Origin of the sequence: Promicromonospora sp. CA-289599 (assembly GCF_050936155.1) — a bacterium.
In the GTDB taxonomy this organism is placed as follows: Bacteria; Actinomycetota; Actinomycetes; order Actinomycetales; family Cellulomonadaceae; genus Promicromonospora.
The window spans coordinates 4,127,550-4,148,808 of the sequence record NZ_JBNJNI010000001.1 but is presented as its reverse complement, the minus strand read 5'-3'; the positions used below and the strand labels follow the sequence as shown (position 1 = coordinate 4,148,808).

Genomic DNA, 21,259 nt, shown 5'->3' with positions numbered 1-21,259 from the left:
CCTCAGCCCGGCGGACGCCGCCCCCGCAGCTCGCTGAGCATCACGTCCATCAGGGTCTCCTGCGCGTAGCCCGCCGCGACGAACACCCCGGACCAGAAGCGCCGGGCCGCGCGGCCGTCCGTCGCCACCGGGATCTCCCGGCCGGCCTGCCGGTCCCACATGATCTCGTCGGTGAGCTGCATGACCTGCTCGTCGGACTTCAGCCCGAGCCGCTCGGCGATCACGAGGCGCACGTCCGTGAGCGCCCCCGCGAACTGCTCGGCGTCCTCGCGCGGGACCCGCACCGGCGGCGGGGCGCCGTGCCGGCCCAGCGGGGAGGGCGCGTCCTCACCTGTCGGCAGGTCGAGCAGCGCGGCGAACGCCTCGAGCCGATCCACCTTCGCCTGCGCGACGTCGTTCTGGGTCAGCCGGCGGAACTCGTCGGCGATGTCCGAGTCGTCCTTGCTCGCGTCCGGCAGCAGCCGCCGTGCGGCAGGATCGGTCGGGATGCGGCCCACCCCGGTCACCCCGGTGAGCCGGGCCAGGTCGGCGTCCGTCAGCTCGTCAGGGGCGAGCAGGCCGTTGGCCCACGCCTGTCCCTTGCCCGGGCCGGCGTGCGCCGAGAGGCCGAGTATGTCGTCGTCGGGGAACAGGTCCAGGCCCGCCTCCTCGCGGAGCATGTCCGCGACATCGCGCGCGACCCGGGCCAGGACGACCCGCTCCACCGGCTCGAACCTGGCCTCGTAACCCCGCCGCATGGCGCGGAACGGTGTCATGCGGCTCCCCGCGCGCCCGACTCCTGCAGCGTCGCCCAAAGACCGAATCCGTGCATCGCCTGCACGTCCACCTCCATGCGCTCGCGCCCACCGCTGGACACGACTGCGCGACCGTTCTTGTGCACCTGAGTCATGAGCCGTTCTGCCTTGACGCGCGGGTACCCGAAGTAGCTCTCGAAGACGTACGTCACGTACGACATCAGGTTCACCGGGTCGTTCCAGACGATGGTCACCCACGGGTCAGCGACCCCCGCGAGGATGTCCGTCTCGGTGTCCTCCTCGACGGCCGTCCCGGCTGACCCCATGGGCGATAGCAGCGGCGGTGGGGAAGAAGTCACAGGTCTCACTCTAGGCGGTTTCGTCCCTCGGCTGGACACTCCTGTCCAAGATTTTCGCGAAGTTGTCGCCTGGCTGTGACCTCGCGCCTCCCGCTCAGTAGCGGAGGTCGTCCAGACGCAGGTCCACCGTCGGGATCGCGGGGTCGCCGTCGGACAGCCGGCGCGCGCTGCGGGGCAGCTCGGCGCGCACCATGCCGTGGTTGATCGCCGCGTTGGAGACCCCGTACGGCCCCACCCAGCGCGAGTCGACGGCGCCGTCGACGACCATCGGGGCGAGCAGCGGGCGCAGGTCGTCGCTCTGCGGCGTCCACTCGGCCACCGCGTCGTCCGGGCCGGTCACCATGATCTCCTCGACGGCGTGCCCGTCGCGGCCGTAGCGCCGGGCGGCGGCCTTGCGCCCGCCGACCGACGCCTTGTTCGCCGACGCCTTGGCCACGGGCTGGAGCACGCCCGACGAGTCGGCGCGCGCCACCAGCTTGTAGACCATGCCGCAGGTCGGCGCGCCGGACCCGGTGACCACCGACGTCCCGACGCCGTACACGTCCACGGGCGCGGAGGCCAGGGACGCGATGGCGTACTCGTCGAGGTCGGACGTGACGACGATCTTCGTGTCGCGGGCGCCGAGCTCGTCGAGCTGCCGGCGCACCTCCTGCGCCAGGCCACCGAGGTCGCCCGAGTCGAGGCGCACGGCGCCCAGCCCGGTGCCCGCCACCTCGACGGCGGTCGCCACGCCCTGCTTCACGTCGTACGTGTCGACCAGCAGGGTGGTGCCGGGTCCCAGCGACGCGACCTGCGAGGCGAACGCGTCCCGCTCGGTGTCGTGCAGCAGCATGAAGGAGTGCGCGGCGGTGCCGATGGTGTCCAGCCCGTACCGCATCCCGGCCTCGAGGTTGGACGTGCCGGCAAAACCGCCGATCACCGCCGCCCGCGCGGCCGCGACGGCAGCCTGCTCGCTCGCGCGCCGCGAGCCCATCTCCAGCACGGGACGCCCGCCCGCCGCGCTCGTCATGCGCGACGCCGCCGAAGCCACCGCCGAGTCGTAGTTCAGGATCGACAGGATCAGGGTCTCCAGCAGGACTGCCTCCGCGAAGGTGCCCTCCACCTGCAGCACCGGCGAGCCGGGGAAGAACACCTCGCCCTCGACGTACCCCTGGATGGTGCCGGAGAACCGGTAGCTCGCGAGATAGTCCAGCGTGCGGCGGTCGACTATGCCGTTCTGCTCGAGGTACGCCAGCTCGGCGTCCTCGAAGACGAAGTGTGGCAGCGCTTCCAGAACACGACCGGTCCCCGCCAGGACGCCGTACCGGCGACCTGCCGGCAGGCGTCGCGTGAACACCTCGAACACGCAGTGCCGGTGCGCGGTACCGTCCGCGAGCGACGCCTGGAGCATGGTCAGCTCGTAGCGGTCGGTCAGGAGCGCGACCGACGGACGCACCGACGGCAAAGGTGCTGCGGGCAGCGGCCGAGGCTCTTCGACACCGTTGTCGAAAGCAGGCCACGAGTCTGTGAGCGAGGCGCCGATGCCCCGAAGCTCGTCGGTCATGCACTCACGGTAGGCCAGCGAATCCACCTGGGCGGCGCGAACGGGGCCAAGGCGGCGTCTTGTCTCAGCATGCGGATCTTCGCACTCATGTTGTCCGCTCGTTTGAGCGCTACTTCTGTCCGACGAACCAGCGCCGGACCTGAGCCACGCGCGCGGCGAGCTGGTCGGCGGTCGCGAGCGGTACCTCAGGACCTCCGCACGTGCGGCGCAGCTCGGCGTGCACCATGCCGTGCGGCTGCCCGCTGCGCTTGGCCCATGCCGAGACGAGCTTGGAGAGCTCCTTGCGCAGCTCGGCCGCGCGGCGGTGCTCCTGCTCCGACCGCTCGTTCTCCGCCTGGCGGGCGGTCGGCGCGCCCCCGCGGGCCTTGAGGTGGTCCGCCTGGCGCTGACGCAGCAGGGTCGCCACCTGGTCCGGCTCCAGGAGTCCGGGCAGGCCGAGGAAGTCCTGCTCCTCCGCGGAGCCGAGGTCGGCGCTCGTGCCGAACTCGCCCCCGTCGAACAGGACCCGGTCGAACGAGGCCTGGGCCTCCAGCGCCTGGAACGAGCCCAGCAGCTCGCTCGACGCCTTCTCCTCCTTGTTGGCCTCCGCGACGAGCGCGGCCTCCGGGTCGTACTCGATGCCCTGTTCCTCGGCGGTCCGCGGACGGTCGAGCGCGTGGTCGCGCTCCTGCTCCATGGTGCCCGCCAGGTTCAGCAACGGGGCCACGCTCGGCAGGAAGATCGATGCGGTCTCACCCCGCTTGCGGGCGCGCACGAACCGGCCGATCGCCTGCGCGAAGTACAGCGGCGTCGAGGCACTGGTGGCGTACACGCCGACGGCGAGACGCGGCACGTCCACACCCTCCGACACCATGCGCACGGCCACCATCCAGCGGTCGTCGCCCTGCGCGAACTCCTCGATGCGCCCGGACGCGCCCTCGTCGTCGGACAGGACGACGACCGGGCGCTTGCCGGTGATCTCCTGCAGGTGCTTGGCGTAGGCGCGCGCGTTGTCCTGGTCGGTGGCGATGACCAGGCCACCGGCGTCGGGCACGGTGCGGCGCACCTCGGTGAGGCGCTTCTCCGCGGCCGCGAGCACCGACGGGATCCACTGCCCCTCCGGGTCCAGGGCGGTACGCCACGCCTGGCCGGTCATGTCCTTGGTCATGGCCTCGCCGAGCCGGGCGCTGACCTCGTCACCCATCTTGGTGCGCCAGCGCATGTCGCCCGCGTAGGACATGAACAGGACGGGGCGGACCACGTGGTCGCGCAGGGCCTCGCCGTAGCCGTACGTGTAGTCGGCCTTGGAGCGGCGGATGCCCTCGCGGTCGGCCTCGTACTCCACGAACGGGATGGCGGACGTGTCGCTGCGGAACGGGGTGCCGGTGAGCGCGAGCCGACGGTCCGCCACCTCGAAGGCCTCGCGGACGGCGTCGCCCCAGCTCAGGGCGTCACCGCCGTGATGAACCTCGTCCAGGATCACGAGGGTGGGCGCGGCCTCCGTGCGGGCGCGGTGCAGCGCGGGCTTGGCGGCGACCTGCGCGTAGGTGAGCGCGACGCCGTCGTAGTGCGAGCCGTGCCTACCCTGCGAGTTCTTGAAGTGCGGGTCGATGCGGATGCCGACGCGTGCGGCGGCGTCGGCCCACTGGGTCTTCAGGTGCTCGGTGGGCGCGACGACCGTCACCCGCCGGACGATGCCCTGCTCGAGGAGCTCGGTGGCGATGCGGAGCGCGAACGTCGTCTTGCCCGCGCCAGGGGTGGCGACGGCCAGGAAGTCCCGCGGGTTCTTCTCGCGGTAGAGCTCCAGGGCCTCCGCCTGCCAGGCACGCAGACTCGACGCCGTGCCCCAGGGGGCGCGGCGTGGAAAGGCAGGGCTGAGCGACGAAGCGGCCGCAGACGACGGTGTGTGGGGCAGCTGCTGCGGCTGGCTCGTCACTTGGTGGAGTCGCCCTCGCCGCCGTCCTGCGGGTCACGAAGACCCTCGTAGATCTCCTTGCACCGGGGACAGACCGGGAACTTCTTCGGATCCCGGCCCGGGACCCAGACCTTGCCGCAGAGCGCGATCACCGGCTTGCCGCTCAGGGCGGACTTCATGATCTTCTCCTTGCGCACGTAGTGCGCAAAGCGTTCGTGGTCCCCGGGTTCGGTCTCCTCCCGGGTCTCCTCGCGCTCGAGGACGCTCGTACCGCCCTGCGTACTGGGCTCGTCCTGCGGGTTCGAGAGTGGTTCGGTCATGCCGAGAAGTCTACGCGGGACCACCGACAGCCACTCCAGCGAGACACGCTCAGGAGCAGGTCCGGGACCCCCTCCGTGCGATCCGGCGGCGGAAAGGCTTGCGGTGGTGTCGGTGACGACGGCTATAACTGTCTGCATGTCACATCCGCATCCTGAGAGGAGCCTCACCCTGCCCGACGACGGCGCCACCTCCCACCTCACCGACACCCTGACCTCCACGCTCACCGACGACCTCCCCGAACCCGACTGGCCGGACTTCGGCGACAACGACGAGTCCGCGCGCCGCGCTGTGGCCGCCGTGGCCGCCATGCTCGGCCGCCCCATCCCCGAACGCCCCAAGGACCCGCGCTCGTCGAGCGAGTGGCTCGCCCGCAGGTGGGACGTGGACGAGAGCGCGCTGGTCAACGTCTCGCGCGACATGTCGCGCACGCTGCAGCGTCTGCACGCCTACGCCCTCCAGCGCTGGGTGGAACGCCACCCCGACGACGTCGCGGTGTTCGGCCCCGGCGGAGCGCCGCAGCGCGCCGCGCTCGACCTCGGCAACGGCACCTCGGTGAGCGTGCCCGCTGTGGCCACTGTCCTCTTCCCCGCCGGGTCGGCGTACGAGACACCCGTGGCCGTCGAGGTGGCCTACCGGTACGGGACCCCGACGGTCACCGCCTTCACCCCGCCCGGTGGCCTCGCCCTCGCCGAACGCGTCCTCGCCGACCTGACGCGCACGCTGGAGGACGAGCACCCCTACCGTGGCGGCGTCCTGTCGGCGCGGGCGTCGACCGGTTCGGTGGAGCTGACGCCGGTCAAGCACACCGTGCAGGTGCGCGGCGACGTCGTGCTGCCCGCCGACCTCTGGCGCGAGGTGGACCTGTTCTGCTCGAGCGTCACCACCCGCCGCGACGCGTTGCGCGCCCTCGGCCACACGACCTCCCGCGGTCTGCTGCTGGCCGGCAAGCCGGGCGTCGGCAAGACCAAGCTCACGCGCGTTATCGCCACGGAGCTCGCCGGAGCGCTCACGGTGGTGCTCGTCACGGCGGAGGTGCTGCGCACCTGGATGACCGAGCTGTACGAGGAGATCCGCGGTCTGGGCCCGTGCCTCGTGGTGCTGGAGGAGATCGACTCGGTGGCGTCGAAGGGCTCCCGCGGGGACACGTCGTTCGCCGAGTTCCTCGACGCCCTGGACGGCACGCGCAGCTCCGACGACGTGCTCACCGTCGCTACCACGAACGACCCCGAGGCCCTGGACCCGGCGGTCAAGCGCCCCGGGCGCTTCGACACCATCATCGAGGTGCCGCCGCCCGACCAGGCCGGGCGCACGGAGATCCTGCGCCTCTTCCTGCCGCCTCAGGCCCCGGTCGACATCGCCCTGGTCGCCTCGTACCTCGACGGCGCGACGGGCGCCGACCTGCGTGAGGTCGCCCGCCGTTCGATCCTCGAGCACGGACCGGACGGGCTGACCACCGACCGGGTCACCGACGTGGCGACGTCCGGCCGGTGGAAGCCGGCGCCCGTGGCGGGCAACTACCTCTGACCGCTACTCCCCCGACCGGCAGCGACACCGACGGTCAGAGGCCCTGCCAGTCGGGCTTGTCGGCGTACGTCTGCCGGTAGTAGTCGGCGAGCTGCAGGCGGGACGCCGCCGCGTCGTCGACCAGCACCGTGGCGTGCGGGTGCAGCTGCATGATGGTCGCGGGCCACATCGCCGAGATCGGGCCCTCCACCAGCTGGTGCACCGCCTCTGCCTTGGCGCGCCCGGACGCCAGGAGCACGAGGTGCCGCGCCGACATGATGGTCGCGAGGCCCTGGGTGAGGCAGTGCCGGGGCACGTCGTCGACGGACCCGCCGAAGAACCGCGCGTTGTCCTCGCGGGTCTGCTTCGTCAGGGTCTTGATCCGCGTGCGGGACGCGAGCGACGAGCCCGGCTCGTTGAACGCGATGTGCCCGTCCGTGCCGATGCCGAGGAGCTGCAGGTCGACGCCGCCGGCGTCCGCGATGCTCGCCTCGTACGCGGCGCAGGCGGCCGGCAGGTCCGCCGCGAGGCCGTCCGGCCCCTGCACGGCCCCGGGCGCGAGGTCCACGCGGGACGCGAACTCCTTCTCGATGACGTTGCGGTACCGCTCGGGATGGTCGGCCGACAGGCCCACGTACTCGTCGAGCATGAAAGCCCGGGTGCTCGCGAACGAGAGGCCTTCCTTGTGCCGGCGCACCAGCTCGTCGTACACCGCGAGCGGCGACGAGCCGGTGGCCAGCCCGAGCACCGCCTCTGGGTCGGCCCGGACCAGCCCTTCGACGGCGTCGGCCGCCAGCCTCGCGAGCTCGCCCGGGGGCGCGATCACGACCTCCATCAGCTCCTCCTTCCCAGGACGGCGGCGCCCACCGCCGCGACCGGGACGTGCGTCGGCGCGAGCTGGACCCGCTCCGCCAGCTTGAGCGACCCGAGGAACGGCGACACCTTGGCCTGCTCCCGCAGGGCGTCCTGCACCGCGTCCAGCAGCTCGGTGCCGAGCTGGGCCACGCCCCCGCCGAGCACCACGTGGCGCACGTCGGTGGTCAGCACCAGCAGCCGCACGGCCGAGGCGGTGGCGGAGGCGAACCGGTCCTTGACCACTATGGCCTCCCGGTCCCCCCTGCGCGCGGCCTCGAACAGCTCCACCGGCGACGGCTTGCCGTGCCGGGACGGCCACGCCGCCTCGAGCGCCTTGCCCGAGGCGAACCGTTCCAGGCAGCCGCGCTGCCCGCAGGGGCACTCCGGCCCGAGCGGATCCACCGGGACGTGTCCGATCTCGCCGGCCGCCCCGCTCACGCCACGCCGCAGCTGCCCCTCGAGCACCAGCCCGGACGCGAGGCCCGTGCCCAGCGCGAGGAACGCGAGGTCCGCGTGGCCGTGCGCGCCGCCCGCCCGGTCCGCCGAACGTTCGAGCACGTGCGCCGCACCGACGGCGGCCACGTTGAGGTCGTTCTCGACCACCACCGGCACACCGCCCAGCTCGGTGGACAGCAGCTCGGCGAGCGGGAGCTCGTCGTCGTGCACGCCGAGGTTGACCGCATGCTTCACGGTGCCCGACCGGTGGTCGACGATGCCGGGGATACCCAGCCCGACGCCGGCCACGTCCGGGAGCTCCACCCCACCGGAGACCACGACGTCGCGCACCGCCTGCGCCGCACCGGCGACGAGGCCCTCGGCGCCGTGCACGGTCGTCCGCCGCACGGTGCCGACCACCTCACCCTCGGGGTCGAGGAGCGCGCCGAGGATCTTCGTCCCGCCGATGTCGAGGCCGACCGTGTACGCGGGCACCCGCCCGGACCCGGTCCGGGCGCTCCCCTTCCGCTTGCCGACCTTTCCCATCCCAACCCTTCGCTCGCTGGGCTCGCCCTGGCTGGACGTGCCCGTACCGGACCTGCTGCCCATCAGCCCTTCACCGCGCCGGAGACCAGACCACCGGTCATCCGGCCCTGCACGATCAGGAAGAAGATCACCGCGGGGATCGCGATGAGCACGGACGCCGCCATGACCGAGCCCCAGTTGGTGGCCTGCGTCGCCTGCACGAACGTGCGCAGCCAGAGCGGCAGGGTCATCGACTCGGGCCGCTGCATGATCACCAGGGCCGTGACGAACTCGTTCCACGCCTGGAGGAAGGCGAAGACGCCGGTGGCCACCAGGCCGGGCGCGAGCAGCGGGAACGTGATGCGCCAGAACGCACCGGCTCTGGAACAGCCGTCGATCATCGCCGCCTCCTCCAGCTCCTTGGGTACACCGTTGACGAATCCGCGCAGCGTCCAGATGGTGAACGGCAGCACGCCTGCCGTGTACACGAGCGTCAGGCCGATGATCGTGTTCAGCAGCTGCCAGCCGTCGATGATCCGGAACATCGAGATGATCATCGCCTCTCCGGGGATCATCTGGACCACCAGGATCAGCACGATGAAGGTGCGGCGGCCCTTGAACTGGAACCGGGTGAGGGCCAGCGCGGCGACGAAGCCGACGACGAGCGTGATCACGAGGGTCAGGAACGTGACCCCGATGGAGTTCGCGACGGCGGGCGGGAACGGCGCCCGCACCTGGCCGAACATCGCCGAGCGATAGTTGTCCAGCGTGAAGACGTCCGGTGTCGGGAAGAACGCCAGGTTCTCGCCGCGGATCCGGTTGTTCGGCAGGAACGACGTGTTGACCATCCAGTACACGGGGAAGGCCGAGAGCGCGAAGACGACGATGGCCAGAGCGCCGAACCCGGTGTCGGCGATTCGCTTGCGGATCTTGATCACAGCTCTTCCTCCCGCAGCGTGCGCCGCACATAGGGGTAGGCGATGGCCAGCATGACGATCACGAAGATGACGCCGATCGCGCTCGCGAGGCCGTAGTGCCCCTGGGCCATGCCCTGCTGATAGATGTAGACACCGATGGTGTTGGTCAGCTCGCGGTCGCCGCCGATGTCCTGCAGCACGAACACCTGGGTGAACAGCTTCAGGTCCCAGATCATCGACAGCACCACGAGCACCGTGATGATGCCGCGCACGTAGGGCAGCTGGATGAGCCGGAAGCGCTGGAACGCGCTGGCGCCGTCGAGCTGGGCCGCCTCCATGACCTCTTCCGGGACCTGCGTGAGGCCCGCGTACAGCGTGAACGCGACGAAGGGCACGGCGCCCCACACGACGATGCAGGTCAGGATCACGAAGAACGACAGCGGGTTGAGCAGCCAGGAGTAGCCGAACCACCGATCGCCGGTGAGCGCGGTGAGCACGTTGTTCACCACGCCGTACTGCGTGTCGAAGACCCAGCCCCACACGGTGGTCGCGGACAGCGACGGCATGGCCCAGGCCAGCAGCAGGCCGATGGAGACCAGGAGCCGCAGGCCCTTGCCGATGCGGATCATGAGCAGCGCCACGAGCATGCCGAGCACCATCGTGATGACCACGAGGACGACCATGAGCACGAAGCTGCGCAGCAGCACGGTCCAGAAGCCCTCGACGTCGGTCAGCACCGTCGCGTAGTTGTCGAGCCCCACCCACTCGGCGGGCTGGCCCATGAGCTGGGCCCGCTCGTACTCCTGGAACGACATGACGACCAGGCGAAGAACCGGGTAGCCGGTCAGCAGCCCGAGGATGACCATCGTCGCCGACAGCAGCAGCCAGGGCAGGAACGGGTTCCGGCGTGGCTGCCGGATCTCTTGGCGGGGTGGCGCCGTGGGTTCGAGAAGTGTGGTGCTCATGTCCTGTCTTCCTCGGAGGCGGCCGGCAACCTCTCCCTCGAAGAGCGGCCGCGAGCATCAGGCGGGCAGTGGTGTCCCGCCCCGCCCGGGTTTCTGCGGTCGCACCGGGCGGGGCGGGAAGTCGTGCTGACCTGGCGATCAGCTGTTGAGGATCTCCTCGATGTCCGCGTCGAGCTTCTCCGCCACGGTCTTGACGTCGTCGCCGGCGGCGATCCTCGAGAACGCGGTCTGCAGCAGCGCCTGGGCCTCGACGTCCGCCCACTTCGGCGAGGCGGGCGTGAGCTTGGCGTTGGCGGCTGCCTCGACGGCGGCCTTGCCGATCGAGGTCTCCTGGTCGACCTCGCCGAAGAGCGAGGTCTTGGCCGGGATCAGCCCGTTGCCCGCGAGGATGCTCTGGTACTCGTCACTGAGCAGGATCTCGTAGGCGCTCATCGCGAGGTCCGGACGGGCCGACTTCTGCGCGATCGCGATGTTCGAGCCGCCGGCGAAGACCTGGGCGGCGCCGCCGTCCTTGCCCGGCAGGGCGACACCCTGGAGGTCCTTGCCGTACGTGGAGGCGCAGCCCGGGACACCCTCGGGGTCCTCCGGCTCCTCCGGAGCGTTGATGGACCACTGGATCCAGCTCGGCGCCGAGAGGAACGCGACCTTGCCCTCGCAGAACGGGACCTGCAGGTCCGTCTCCTGGGCGTCGCTCGGGGCGTTGTTGCCCTCGGTCATGATGGTCTGGATCTGCTCCAGGCCGGCGAGGCCACCCTCGGAGGAGAACCCTGCGTCCCAGGTGCCGTCCTCCGCGGGCTCGGCGATGTAGCCGCCGTTCTCCCAGATGAAGGGGAGCGCGTTGTACCAGTCCTGGCCGGGCCAGTAGACGCCGGACAGGTCGTCGGTCTTCAGGTCGACGGCGGTCTCGACGTACTCGTCGAGCGTCGTCGGCACCGGGGTGTCGCCCAGGACCTGCTCGGAGTAGAAGACGACGCGCGCGCCCGAGTAGTACGGCATGGCGTAGTGCTTGCCCTCCCAGTCACCGGCCTCGACGAAGCCGGGGAGCAGGTCGGAGCCGCCCAGGGTCTCGAACTCGTCCGCGGTGATCTCGCGGAAGTAGCCCGCCGAGGTGAACGCGGCAGCCTGGGTGTTGCCGATCTCGACCACGTCGGGGGCGTCCGAGCCGGACAGCGCCGTCGTGTACTTGTCGACCAGGCCGTCCCAGGCCTGCTCCTCGATGACGAGGGTGCTGCCCGCGTTCTCCTCCTCGAAGGTCTTCTTCAGGTAGTCGCGCGCCTCCTTGGGCGTGTCGGTGCCGACGAGCCAGACCCGGACCTCGCCGGGGCCGGTCTCCTCGGGCGCCGCAGCGCCGCCCGCGTTAGCGCATGCGGTGAGAGCGAGCGTCAGGGTGATCGCCGACGCCGCAGCGCCGACAAGACGGTTTCTGTTCACGTTTGTATTCCTCCCGGGATACGACTGTGTGTCGCGGTGCGTGGTGATGGCTCGAGTGGAAGCTCGATATGACGCCTGCCGCCGACACGTGAGCAGTGCTGTTCACGAGACCCCCAGCTGGGCGGAAAGCACGAGGACGGCGGCGCCCGCCAGCACCACGTCCTCGTCGAGTGCGGCCATCCGCAGCTGCAGGCCCGAGTTGATGGCCGGCATCGTGCGCTGACGGATGGTGTCCAGCGCGGCCTCGCGCAGGGGGCCGTCGAGCAGGTCGCGTGGACCGCTCAGCAGCACCTCCGTGAGGTTGAGCGCGCTGACGACCGGGGCGAGGGTCACACCCAGCACCCGGCCTGCCGACGCCAGTGCGGCGTCGGAATCTTCTGGGGTCCTGTCGGCGATCGCGCGTCGCAGCGCGGGTACGGACAGGACCGTCTCGAGGCAGCCCACCCGGCCGCAGGCGCACTCACCGTGGTCGACCACCGTGACGTGGCCTATCTCGCCGGCGGCATCACCCTGGCCGTGCAGCCGCACGCCGTCGACCACTATGCCCGCGCCGACACCGGCACCCACCGTGACCACGAGCATGCCGGAGCTGCCGCCGCCGTACGTGAACTCGCCGAGCGCCGCCGTGTTGGCGTCGTTCGCCACGTGCACGGGCAGGCCCATCCGGTCGCCGAGGATCTCGGCGAGCGGCACGTCGTACCAACCGCGGTTGGGTGCCTCGACCACCCGGCCGTCCAGGTCGATGATGCCCGGCGAGCCGACGCCGACGCCGATCACCGGGTGGATCGCCGCGGCGACCAGCCGGCGGACGAAGCGGGTGAGCAGGTCGACGAGCTCGTCGCCGGTGCGCCCGTCGATGTCGAGCTGGCGGCGCACCATGATCTCGCCGGTGAGGCTGAGGACCGCGCCGCGCATGCGGCCGTACTCGGTGAGGTCGACGGCGACTATCTGGTAGGCGTCCGTACGGAGGCCGACCAGGATCGCGGGCTTGCCGACACGCTGGCCGGGTCGGGTGCCGAGCTCCTCCACCAGCCCCTCGGTGATGAGCACCGAGACCAGGTCCGAGATCGTGACGCGGGTGAGCGAGGTCGCTCGTGCGAGGTCGGCCCGTGACGTGGGCCCCTCGTGGAAGAGGTGCTGGAGCACCAGGGACCGGTTGTGCGCCCTGGCGTGCTCGGGGAGCACCTTGGACGTCGCGCGCAGGCGTGCGCCGAGCCCTCGCCCGGTGCCGTTCCGCTCTGTCGTCGTCGCCATGTTTGTTAGTAGACCTCCTTAACAGAGTCGCTGTCCATCACCCGGAGCGGCCCGTAACAAGACTGTTACTTGGGTCACCTTGCCCCTGGTGGCTGGACGCACTCCGTCACCGTGTGCGGATTACTTCAAGTACCTGACGAATCCGAGCCTGCCGTACCTGGCGACGCCGGGCACGGCGTGACCGCAACGTGATCAAAAACAGGGCAAAACCCTAGAAAAATTGGGGCGCCGGGCCCACAAGTTCACAAAGGGATCACAGTTCCCAGGTGGGACACGTTCGCGCCCCGCCGGACTCCTACTCTCGTCACATGAAGCGCATCCGGTCAGCCAGGGGGGACGTGGGCACGCCCGCGCGCCGACTCGCCCGAGCCCTCCTGGCAGGAGTCGTCGGGGGCACCCTCGTGGTCTCCCTCGCCGCCTGCTCAGGAGGTGGCGCGGGTGAGTCCGGCGCCTCCGACGTCGCGCGCTCCGAGGGGTTCGCCCCCGGCACGGCCGAAGGCGACGTGGCCGCCGACGCGGCGGGCGCCGTCGGCCTCGCCGACTCGCGGGAGGAAGCGGTCGACCGGGAGCTCGTCACCACCGGCAACGCGACGCTCGCCGTGGACGATCCCTTCGACGCGGCGGAGCAGATCGCCGACCTCGTCGAGCAGGCCGGCGGCCGTGTCGAGGCACGCGACGAGCGCGCGGCGACCGCGGACGAACCGGGCAGCGCGTCGATGACGCTCCGGATCCCCGCCGACCGCGTCTCGGCGACGCTGGACGCCCTCGACGAGCTCGGCGAGGTGCGCGACCGCCACGTCGAGACGATCGACGTCACAGGCACCGCGCAGGACCTCGACGCCCGGATCGCGGCGCTGCGCACGTCGACCGACCGGCTGCGCGAGCTCATGGCCGACGCCGACCGCACGTCCGACCTCATCGAGATCGAGGCCGAGCTCTCCACCCGTCAGGCCGAGCTGGACTCCCGGGTCTCCGAGCGGAACCGGCTCTCGGACGAGGTGGCGATGTCGACCCTGCACGTCGAGATCGTCGCCGAGAGCTCGCCGGCCGCCCAGGCGCAGCCCGGCGGTTTCCTCGGTGGCCTGTCGGCCGGGTGGAGCGCGCTGGTCACGACGTTCAACGTCGTCGTCCTGGTGCTCGGCGCGATCATCCCCTGGCTCGCGTTGGTGGGTGTGGTGCTGCTGGTGGTCGTCGGCGTCCGCAGGCAGCTGGCCAAGAGCCGGCCCGGCGGACCGGCCGTTCCGGCCGGCGCCGAGCCGGAGCCCGTCGAGCCCTGATCCCCCAGGTGCTACTCCCCGTCCTGGTCCTGCGGTAGCTCCAGCAGGGCCTCCATCTGCCCCAGCGCCTGCAGCTGCTGCTGGTTGAACTGCTCGGACGTGTACTCGCCCAGGACGTCCGTGACCCCGCTGAGATCGAACAGCGGAGCGACACCGGCAAGTTCTGCGACCACCGGCCGGAAGGTCCGCGCGAAGTGCTCGGCCACCGACGAGATCTCCTGGTCGGTGCTACCCGGGCCGAGCCGCCCGAACCGTTCGGCGACCGCGGTGGCCGCCGGTACCACCTCGGGCTCGGCGATTCGCGCGTACAGGTGCTCGAGATACGGCATCGCCTCCTCCCCCATCAGATGTGCGAGGAGCACTGACTGGTCGCGGTCGGCCCGCACCAGGTCCGGCGAGAGCCCGGCGGCCGCGAACACGGCGAAGAACGGGGCGAGCTCCGGCGGCACGTCCGGCGCCGCCGAGTGATCGCGGAGGCGTGCGATCAGCTCCCGCTGTCCGGCCAGCCGGTCGATCTGCTCTGCCAGCTCCAGGTCGAGCTCGTCGAGGAGGGTCTTCGGGTCACCGTCCGGGTCGTCGAGCAGGCCCGGCATCCGGTCGAGCGGTATACCGAGCGCCGCGAGCCGCTTGATGCGCAGGACACGGACGAGGTCGTGCACGCCGTAGTCGCGGTAACCGTTGGAGCGCCGGTCCGGCTCGTCGAGCAAGCCGATCTGGTGGTAGTGGCGCAGGGTTCGCACGGTCACGCCGGCAAGGCGAGCCAGCTCGCTGCTATGCACCGCTCGTCACCACCGTCTCCGCCTGCGGCATCGGCCCCTCCTCCGGTTCCAGGTTACGCAGCGAACGGGCGAAGAGGCCCACGGCGGCCGCGACCAGCCAAGTCCCGGCGATAGCGACGGCCGCGACCTCCACGCTGATGTACTCGGTGAGGACCGCGGCGGCCACCAGCCCGACCGGCGGAACGGCGGTCATGATCGCGTTCTGGGTGCCCATGATCCGGCCGCGCATCCGGTCGGGGATGCGCTCGATCATGAGCACGCCCATCAGGCTGCCGAACAGTCCGCTGGCGAGCCCCACCACGAAGGCACCGGCGAGGACCACCCACACCGAGGACAGCGTGGCGATCATGCCGAACCCGAGAGTCGTCCCCACGAGCCCCGCGACGAACCACTGCCGACGCCGACCGCGCGCCCCGGCGACTGCGTAGGACGCGGCGCCCACCAGCAGCCCGGCGGCGAGAGCGGAGAGGACGAACCCGAGCATCCCGGGCCGCTCGGCCTGCGTGAACCAGACCGGCAGGACAAGTCCCTGCAGGGGCGCCAGCGCCATTGCCGAGGCCGCGGTGAGCACCGTGGTCGCGACGAGGAACGGGCTGCTGAACAGCACCCGCCACCCGTCACGGAGCTGCGTCCAGCCGTTGCCCGCGGTGGTCGCGCCCGGCGCGGCAGCGACCGCCCCGACCCGGTGCGGGATGACCAGGGTGAGCAGGGCCGCGAGGAGCGAGGTCGCCGCGGTGATCCACAGCACGGTGGGCCCGTCGAAGAGCACCATCAACATGCCCGCCGCCGCCGGGCCGAGCAGCAGCGCCATCGCACCGAGGCCCTCCCTGATGCCCATGAGCCGCTCCGACGAGATCCCACCGTGCCGCACGATCGCCGGCAGCAGGGCGTCGCGCGCGGTCAGGCCGGGTACGTCGCCGAGCGATCCGACGATCCCGAACAGGATGAACCAGCCGAGGTTCAGCCCCGAGACCATGTCCACGACGGGCAGCGCCGCGACCGACGCCGCCGAGACGAGGTCCGTGACCACGGAGGACGTCCGGCGGTTGATCCGGTCGATCACGACACCCATGGCCAGGCCGGCGAGCACCGCGGGAATCGCGGTCGCCGCGGCCACCGCTCCGGTGCCCAGCGCGCTGCCGGTGGTCTGCAGGACGATCAGCGGGAGCGCCACGCCAGCTATCGAGTTGCCCAGCAGGGAGAGCAGATAGGAGGAGAGATACGCGACGGGGATGTGCCTCATGACCCCAGTGAGAACTATGACGTAGCGTCGGGGTCAAGAGGACATCGGCGGGCTCGCCCGGCGGATGCCCTCCGTGGGATCAGTCGGTGACCGCCAGCGCGTCGATCTCCACCAGCATCTCCGCGTGGGGCAGGCCCACGAACACGGTGGTCCGGCTCGGCAGCACGCCGCTCGGGCAGTACTTCGTCACGAACTCGCCGTAGGCCTCGTTCATGGCCGCGAAGTCCTCGCGCTTGGTCAGGTAGACCCGCAGCATCATCACGTCGTCGAACGTCGCGCCGCTCGCCTCGACGATCGCCCGGACGTTCTCGAGCGTCCGCGTGGTCTGCCCGGCGACGTCGCCGGGATGCACGTACTGCTTGGTCGCCGGGTCCATGGGGCCCTGCCCCGAGACCTGCACGAACGGCCCCTTGCGCACGCCCTGGTGGAACGTGTGCGCGGGTGCGGGGGCGTCGGGGGTGGAGATGGCGGTCTTGGCGGTCATGGGGTTCTCCTCGTTCGGGTGGTGCGGCGTTCGGGTGGTGCGGCAGGTCAGAAGTCGAGAGTGATCCGCTCGGCGACCTCGTCGCCGCGGGTCACGAAGCCGGTGCGGTACTTGTCGAGAGTCGTGCACGGGTGCGAGATGCCGAACCCGACGACGTCGCCCGGCTCCAGCGCGCGCCAGGCCGCCGGGTCCACCGCGAGGTAGGCGTGCTGGTCGTTGAGCGCGGTCACACGCGCGCCCGCCAGCGGGTCTGTAGCGCCCAGCCGCCCTGCGGCGTCGGGGGTCCGTGCGACGAGCGGCGTCGGCAGGTCGATGTCGAAGGACACGTCCCGGCGCCCCATGCCGCAGATGACCAGTCCGGGCTCGGGCGCGGACAGGACCGACGCCCAGACGGTGATCGCGGGCCGCAGCCGCTCCGCGTCCAGCCGCGTCCACGGGTCGGCGCGCAGGTAGTGGCCGTGGTCGTGCGTCACGTACGCGCCGGACCGGAGCACCACGCGCGTCGGCACGTCCACGCCGGCGGCGTCCTGGACGGGTACGACCAGCCGTCGCGTGACGACGTCGGCGAACGCACTGCCGCCCGCGCTCAGCACCGTCGGCCCGTCGACCAGGCCGCCGATCTGCGCGCCCACGGCCCGCAGGTCGTCGCACCACCGGCCGACGGCGGCGAGCTCCTCGTCGCTGGTGCCCCCCGCTACCGGTCCCTCGTAGCCCGCGACACCGGTCAGCCGGAGCCCCGCGTCGTGGACGCGAACCGCGAGCACCACGGCGTCGGACACCGTGCGGACGCCCGTACGACCGCCCGGGACGCCGAGCTCCACGAGTACACCCAGCCGGGCGGTCACCTCCGGTGCGGCGCCGGCGAGGCCTGCCGCGAGCAGGTCGACGCCGCGGTCGGAGTCCACGTACACCCATACCTCGTCGGCGGTGCCGTCGGCGAGCGCCGTCCGCAGCCACGTGATGTCGCGGGGGTCGACGAGCTCGTTCGCGAGAAAGGCGCGGCGTCCCGCACCGGGGAGGCCCCAGCCGAGCGCCGTGCGGAGCTGTGCGGGTGTCGCCACCGTGGCTCCCCACGCCCCGGCGGCGACCTGCCGCGCCCAGATCTCGCGGGACATGTGTGTCTTGACGTGCGGCGCGTGCTCGACGCCCGCGTCCGCGAAGGCCGCCGCGACCGTCCCGATGTTGTGGTCCAGGGCCGCCTCGTCGATGGTCAGCAGCGGCCAGGTGAGCGTGGGGTCGTCGATGCGCAGCACACCCACATCCTGCCGTGTCCCGGGTGCTCCGCGCACGCGTCCGGGATCAGCCGACGGCCCGGGCGGCGGACCCGGCAGCTGCCGGACGCAGCCCGTGGCCCGGCGTGGCACCGGTGAGCTGCCCGGCCGCGAGGACGGGCACGCCGCCGACGAGCACGTCCTCGATCCCCACGGCGAGGGTCCGCGGCGCTTCGTAGGTCGCCTCGTCGCGGACGCGGCCGGGGTCGACGAGCGCGAGGTCGGCGACGGCGCCCGGCGCGATCAGGCCCCGGTCGGCCAGCCCGAACCGGCGCGCCGCCCGGGCCGAGAGGTGCTCCGCCGCGTCCCACCAGCTCCAGGAGCCGCGCCGCACGTGCTCGTCGAGCAGCCGGGCGAACGCGCCCCAGCCGCGGGGGTGCGGGCTGCCGCCCCAGTAGATGGCGTCCGACCCGGCGAGGTGTCCCTCGTGCCCCGCCAGGGTACGGACCGACTCCGGCGAGTTGGTCGGCGGCTGCGCGAACACGCAGCTCGCGCGCAGCTCCGTGGCCGTCAGCACCTCGACCACGGTGTCGGGGGCGGACCGCCCGAGCCGCGCGGCGACGTCGGGCAATGTGTGGCCCTCCGCCCACTCCATGCCGGGGACGGACGCGAAGGTGATGCGGGGCCAGAGGTCGGTCAGGCCGGCGAAGTGCTCGGCGAGGCGGACGGCGGTCGCCGGGTCCCGCAGGGCGTCGATCGTCGCGCGGGCATCGGCCAGCGGCAGCCACGTCGGCAGCGCGACCATCGACAGGATCGAGCATCCGCGCAGGTAGGGATAGGAGTCGTAGGTGACGTCGCGGCCCCCGGCCCGCGCTCCGCCGACGTGCTCCAGGAGCTCACGGGCAGGGCCGTGCAGGTGGGACACGTGCGTCGCGACGTCGGACGCGCGGGCGATCCGCATCAGCTCGTCGAGCGCCGCGACGCCCTTGTCCTCGTACCCGCGCATGTGGCTCACGTGCGGCAGCCCGCGCGCCGCGACGACCTTCGCGAGCGCGACCAGCTCCCGTTCGTCGGCGTACGCGGCGGGCACGTACTCGAGACCGGTCGAGAGGCCGCAGGCGCCGTCGTCCATGGCCTGCTCCAGGAGACCCGCCATCGCGGCCACCTCCGCGTCGGACGCCGGCCGCTGCGCGGCCCCGAGCACGCGGTAGCGCAGCGTGCCGTGCGGGGCGAGGTACGCGACGTTCACCGGGACCGTGCGGTGATAGGTGCCCAGCAGATCACCGACGGACCCGCCGGCGAACGTGGGGTGCACCCCGTTGACGGCGGCGAAGTACGTGCTCGCCCAGTCGTAGGTCGTGCCGTCGCTCGGGGCGAACGAGACACCGTCCTGCCCCGTCACCACCGTGGTGATCCCCTGGCGCAGCATCGCGAGCTGCACGTCCTGCTCGAAGACGGCGGCCTCCGCGTGCGTGTGCGCGTCCACGAAGCCGGGCAGCACGACCCGGCCGCCGGCGTCGAGGACTTCCGGACCTGGCTCGATACCTGGCTCGATACCTGGCTCGATACCTGGCTCGACGCCGGGTCCCGCACCGCCCGAGGCGCCGGTCGGGGTGATCGTCGTGATCCTGCCGCGCACCACGTGCAGGTCCGCCGGCTCGGACAGGGTCCCGTCGCGCTGCGGCACGCGGGCGCCGCGGACCAGGATCGTTCCGGTCATCCGTCGCCCTCCGCGGTCCCCGCGGCCGGTCCGCCCGCGGGCAGGTTCTCGGCCCCGCCGTCGTCCCGCCAGCCGCCCATCCCTGCCCAGCCGCCGACGGCGGTCTCCGCCGCCAGGTCCCGCGGGTAGCCCTGGACGCCGGGCCTGGTCTGCCACGGGTGCGGCCCGGCGAGCGGCCGGTACTCGACGCCGTACGCGTCGAGGCGGGGCAGGTGCCGTCGCTCGAGGCGGCCCAGGAACTCCTTCGAGGCGACAGAGCCCTGCGTCCGGTCGGCCCGCGGCGACCAGGCGACCTCGGCGAACGCCGCGAGCCGGGGGAAGGTCGCGTAGTCGATGCGCCGGGCGCTGTCGAGGTGCTCGGTCCAGACCTCGGCCTGCGCGCCGAGCAACCGCCCAACCCTCCTCCGTTGAGTGCTGGCTATTTGTGGGCTCGAGGCCTCCTGACCCGACAAATAGCCAGCACTCAACGAGGCCGGCAGGGGGTCGAAGGCGTACACGTCCTCGACCGTCCGCAGGAAGCCGACGGGGATCGGCTCGGCCGGATGCTCCCCGGCGCGGTGGTCGAGGTAGACGGCCTGCTCGGGTGCCATGACGACGTCATACCCGGCATCGAGCGCTGCCGCACCCTGGGCGTAACCGCGCCAGGAGGTCACGATCACGTCCCGCGGCAGCATCGGCGACATCGCCTCGTCCCAGACGACGGCGCGGCGGCCGGCGTCGGACACGTGCTCCGCGAGCCGGGCGACGAACCAGCCGTGCAGCTGTGCGACGTCGGGGGTCCCGTCCTTGCCGACCAGGCCCAGCGCACCCGCCCGCTCGACGATCCGCGGCGACTCGCGCCAGAGGGTGGGAGGCACCTCGTCGCCGCCGAGGCCGATCCACGGCGCGTCGAAGACGTCGAGCACCTCGTCCAGCACGTGCCGGAAGAACGCGAGCGAGCCCTCGGACGGGTCGAGCACGTCCTGGCTGATGCCCCACGTGGTGCGGACCGCGCTGCGGTCCTTGCGCGTGCCGAGCTCCGGGTAGGCGGCGACGGCGGCCTCGACGTGGCCCGGCACGTCGATCTCCGGGACCACGGTGACACCCCGGTCGCGGGCGTAGCCGACGATCTCGCGCAGGTCGTCCTGCGTGTAGAAACCGCCGTGCGGCCGGCCGTCCTTGGACCCGGTACGCCAGGTGCCGACCGTGGACTCGTGGCGCCACGCCCCGGTCCGCGTCAGCTCGGGGTAGCGGTGGATCTGCACGCGCCAGCCCTGGTCGTCGGTGAGGTGCAGCTGCAGCACGTTGAGCCGGTGGGCGGCGGCGAGGTCGATGAACCGCAGCACGTCGTGCTTGGGCAGGAAGTGGCGCGCGACGTCGAGCAGGACACCCCGCCACTCGAAACGCGGGTGGTCCGCGATGCGCACGACCGGAAGCTCGAGCGGGCCGGTGCCGCTGTGGCGGTAGGCGTCCGGACCCGCGAGCTGACGCAGGGTCTGGGCGGCGGCGTGGGCGCCCGCGAGGTCGGCGGCCTCGACCCTGACGAGGCCCGCCGGGTTCACGTCCAAGCGGTAGCCACCGGCCGTCAGGTCGGGCGCGAGGGCGAAGACGACGGAGCCCCGGCCGGTCGCCGAAGGCATCAGGTCGAGGCCGAACGCTTCCTCCGTGACGCGGCGCCACCAGCGCGCGGCCGGCCGCAGCGCGGGGTCGGCGGCGATGCCCACGCCGTCCTCCAGCAGCACCGATCCGCCCGGCACCTGCGTCGACACAGGTTCCGGGACGAGGCCAAGGTCTCCGGGGCGTAGCACGCCGACACCCTAGCGCGGTGCC

19 protein-coding genes are annotated in these 21,259 nt (G+C 71.9%); 2 read left to right on the top strand and 17 right to left on the bottom strand.

Going from position 1 to position 21,259, the window contains the following annotated elements:
- Positions 1-2 precede the first annotated feature (2 nt).
- From ACQEVI_RS18420 to ACQEVI_RS18400, 5 genes are all read right to left on the bottom strand, one after another.
- Entirely contained in the window at positions 3-755 is a 753-nt protein-coding gene (locus ACQEVI_RS18420) for a DUF2017 family protein (protein ID WP_432901417.1), read from the bottom strand.
- Complete coding sequence (clpS, locus tag ACQEVI_RS18415) at positions 752-1,060, bottom strand: ATP-dependent Clp protease adapter ClpS (protein WP_116674082.1); 309 nt, start codon at positions 1,058-1,060, stop codon at positions 752-754. Before clpS ends, ACQEVI_RS18420 begins: the two co-directional genes overlap by 4 nt.
- Positions 1,061-1,187: 127 nt before the next feature.
- On the bottom strand, positions 1,188-2,636 hold the full coding sequence (locus ACQEVI_RS18410) for a nicotinate phosphoribosyltransferase (RefSeq protein ID WP_432901415.1): 1,449 nt from the start codon (positions 2,634-2,636) through the stop codon (positions 1,188-1,190).
- A gap of 109 nt (positions 2,637-2,745) precedes the next feature.
- Positions 2,746-4,551: a DEAD/DEAH box helicase gene (locus tag ACQEVI_RS18405; protein WP_432901413.1), complete on the bottom strand. Its 1,806-nt coding sequence runs from the start codon at positions 4,549-4,551 to the stop codon at positions 2,746-2,748.
- Positions 4,548-4,850 (bottom strand): DUF3039 domain-containing protein, encoded by a 303-nt coding sequence (locus ACQEVI_RS18400; protein ID WP_432901411.1) that lies wholly within the window; start codon positions 4,848-4,850, stop codon positions 4,548-4,550. Before ACQEVI_RS18400 ends, ACQEVI_RS18405 begins: the two co-directional genes overlap by 4 nt.
- Before the next feature lie 136 nt (positions 4,851-4,986).
- Here ACQEVI_RS18400 and ACQEVI_RS18395 point away from each other — a divergent pair, with 136 nt between their 5' ends.
- Entirely contained in the window at positions 4,987-6,375 is a 1,389-nt protein-coding gene (locus tag ACQEVI_RS18395; protein ID WP_432901409.1) for an AAA family ATPase, read from the top strand.
- 34 nt (positions 6,376-6,409) lie between these two features.
- Here ACQEVI_RS18395 and nagB read toward each other — a convergent pair whose 3' ends face one another.
- The 6 genes from nagB to ACQEVI_RS18365 all read right to left on the bottom strand — a co-directional run bounded on the left by nagB (position 6,410) and on the right by ACQEVI_RS18365 (position 12,736).
- Positions 6,410-7,189: a glucosamine-6-phosphate deaminase gene (nagB, locus tag ACQEVI_RS18390; protein ID WP_432901407.1), complete on the bottom strand. Its 780-nt coding sequence runs from the start codon at positions 7,187-7,189 to the stop codon at positions 6,410-6,412.
- Positions 7,189-8,190: an ROK family protein gene (locus tag ACQEVI_RS18385; RefSeq protein ID WP_432901405.1), complete on the bottom strand. Its 1,002-nt coding sequence runs from the start codon at positions 8,188-8,190 to the stop codon at positions 7,189-7,191. The genes nagB and ACQEVI_RS18385 overlap by 1 nt, the downstream gene beginning before the upstream one ends.
- A gap of 62 nt (positions 8,191-8,252) precedes the next feature.
- A complete protein-coding gene (locus ACQEVI_RS18380) occupies positions 8,253-9,107 on the bottom strand; it encodes a carbohydrate ABC transporter permease (RefSeq protein WP_432901403.1) in 855 nt (284 codons plus the stop codon).
- Complete coding sequence (locus ACQEVI_RS18375) at positions 9,104-10,051, bottom strand: carbohydrate ABC transporter permease (protein WP_432901401.1); 948 nt, start codon at positions 10,049-10,051, stop codon at positions 9,104-9,106. The genes ACQEVI_RS18380 and ACQEVI_RS18375 overlap by 4 nt, the downstream gene beginning before the upstream one ends.
- A gap of 138 nt (positions 10,052-10,189) precedes the next feature.
- Positions 10,190-11,482 (bottom strand): extracellular solute-binding protein, encoded by a 1,293-nt coding sequence (locus ACQEVI_RS18370; RefSeq protein ID WP_432901399.1) that lies wholly within the window; start codon positions 11,480-11,482, stop codon positions 10,190-10,192.
- A gap of 102 nt (positions 11,483-11,584) precedes the next feature.
- Positions 11,585-12,736, bottom strand: coding sequence for an ROK family protein (locus tag ACQEVI_RS18365; RefSeq protein WP_432901397.1), 1,152 nt, complete (start codon positions 12,734-12,736; stop codon positions 11,585-11,587).
- Positions 12,737-13,044: 308 nt separating this feature from the next.
- On the opposite strand from ACQEVI_RS18365, the gene ACQEVI_RS18360 reads away from it, so the two are divergent.
- Positions 13,045-14,013, top strand: coding sequence for a DUF4349 domain-containing protein (locus ACQEVI_RS18360; protein ID WP_432901395.1), 969 nt, complete (start codon positions 13,045-13,047; stop codon positions 14,011-14,013).
- Between the two features lie 11 nt (positions 14,014-14,024).
- On the opposite strand, the gene ACQEVI_RS18355 is transcribed toward ACQEVI_RS18360, so the two are convergent.
- The 6 genes from ACQEVI_RS18355 to ACQEVI_RS18330 all read right to left on the bottom strand — a co-directional run bounded on the left by ACQEVI_RS18355 (position 14,025) and on the right by ACQEVI_RS18330 (position 21,237).
- Entirely contained in the window at positions 14,025-14,792 is a 768-nt protein-coding gene (locus ACQEVI_RS18355; RefSeq protein ID WP_432901393.1) for a MerR family transcriptional regulator, read from the bottom strand.
- Positions 14,785-16,035: an MFS transporter gene (locus ACQEVI_RS18350; RefSeq protein ID WP_432901391.1), complete on the bottom strand. Its 1,251-nt coding sequence runs from the start codon at positions 16,033-16,035 to the stop codon at positions 14,785-14,787. Before ACQEVI_RS18350 ends, ACQEVI_RS18355 begins: the two co-directional genes overlap by 8 nt.
- A 79-nt stretch (positions 16,036-16,114) precedes the next feature.
- The gene (locus tag ACQEVI_RS18345) at positions 16,115-16,519 is read right to left on the bottom strand and encodes a RidA family protein (protein WP_432901389.1); all 405 of its coding nucleotides are present in this window, start codon (positions 16,517-16,519) and stop codon (positions 16,115-16,117) included.
- Between the two features lie 47 nt (positions 16,520-16,566).
- Positions 16,567-17,772, bottom strand: a complete 1,206-nt coding sequence (locus ACQEVI_RS18340) for an alanine racemase (protein ID WP_432901387.1) — start codon at positions 17,770-17,772, stop codon at positions 16,567-16,569.
- Positions 17,773-17,818: 46 nt separating this feature from the next.
- Entirely contained in the window at positions 17,819-19,450 is a 1,632-nt protein-coding gene (locus ACQEVI_RS18335) for an N-acyl-D-amino-acid deacylase family protein (protein WP_432901385.1), read from the bottom strand.
- Entirely contained in the window at positions 19,447-21,237 is a 1,791-nt protein-coding gene (locus ACQEVI_RS18330; RefSeq protein ID WP_432901383.1) for a beta-N-acetylhexosaminidase, read from the bottom strand. Before ACQEVI_RS18330 ends, ACQEVI_RS18335 begins: the two co-directional genes overlap by 4 nt.
- Between the last annotated feature and the right edge of the window lie 22 nt (positions 21,238-21,259).

Excerpts from the sequence above, each read along its gene's own strand:
- ACQEVI_RS18420 (WP_432901417.1), bottom strand. The coding sequence starts at position 755 with ATGACACCGTTCCGCGCCATGCGGCGGGGTTACGAGGCCAGGTTCGAG.
- clpS (WP_116674082.1), bottom strand. The coding sequence starts at position 1,060 with ATGGGGTCAGCCGGGACGGCCGTCGAGGAGGACACCGAGACGGACATC.
- ACQEVI_RS18410 (WP_432901415.1), bottom strand. The coding sequence starts at position 2,636 with ATGACCGACGAGCTTCGGGGCATCGGCGCCTCGCTCACAGACTCGTGG.
- ACQEVI_RS18400 (WP_432901411.1), bottom strand. The coding sequence starts at position 4,850 with ATGACCGAACCACTCTCGAACCCGCAGGACGAGCCCAGTACGCAGGGC.
- ACQEVI_RS18395 (WP_432901409.1), top strand. The coding sequence starts at position 4,987 with ATGTCACATCCGCATCCTGAGAGGAGCCTCACCCTGCCCGACGACGGC.
- nagB (WP_432901407.1), bottom strand. The coding sequence starts at position 7,189 with ATGGAGGTCGTGATCGCGCCCCCGGGCGAGCTCGCGAGGCTGGCGGCC.
- ACQEVI_RS18385 (WP_432901405.1), bottom strand. The coding sequence starts at position 8,190 with ATGGGAAAGGTCGGCAAGCGGAAGGGGAGCGCCCGGACCGGGTCCGGG.
- ACQEVI_RS18375 (WP_432901401.1), bottom strand. The coding sequence starts at position 10,051 with ATGAGCACCACACTTCTCGAACCCACGGCGCCACCCCGCCAAGAGATC.
- ACQEVI_RS18365 (WP_432901397.1), bottom strand. The coding sequence starts at position 12,736 with ATGGCGACGACGACAGAGCGGAACGGCACCGGGCGAGGGCTCGGCGCA.
- ACQEVI_RS18360 (WP_432901395.1), top strand. The coding sequence starts at position 13,045 with ATGAAGCGCATCCGGTCAGCCAGGGGGGACGTGGGCACGCCCGCGCGC.
- ACQEVI_RS18350 (WP_432901391.1), bottom strand. The coding sequence starts at position 16,035 with ATGAGGCACATCCCCGTCGCGTATCTCTCCTCCTATCTGCTCTCCCTG.
- ACQEVI_RS18345 (WP_432901389.1), bottom strand. The coding sequence starts at position 16,519 with ATGACCGCCAAGACCGCCATCTCCACCCCCGACGCCCCCGCACCCGCG.
- ACQEVI_RS18335 (WP_432901385.1), bottom strand. The coding sequence starts at position 19,450 with ATGACCGGAACGATCCTGGTCCGCGGCGCCCGCGTGCCGCAGCGCGAC.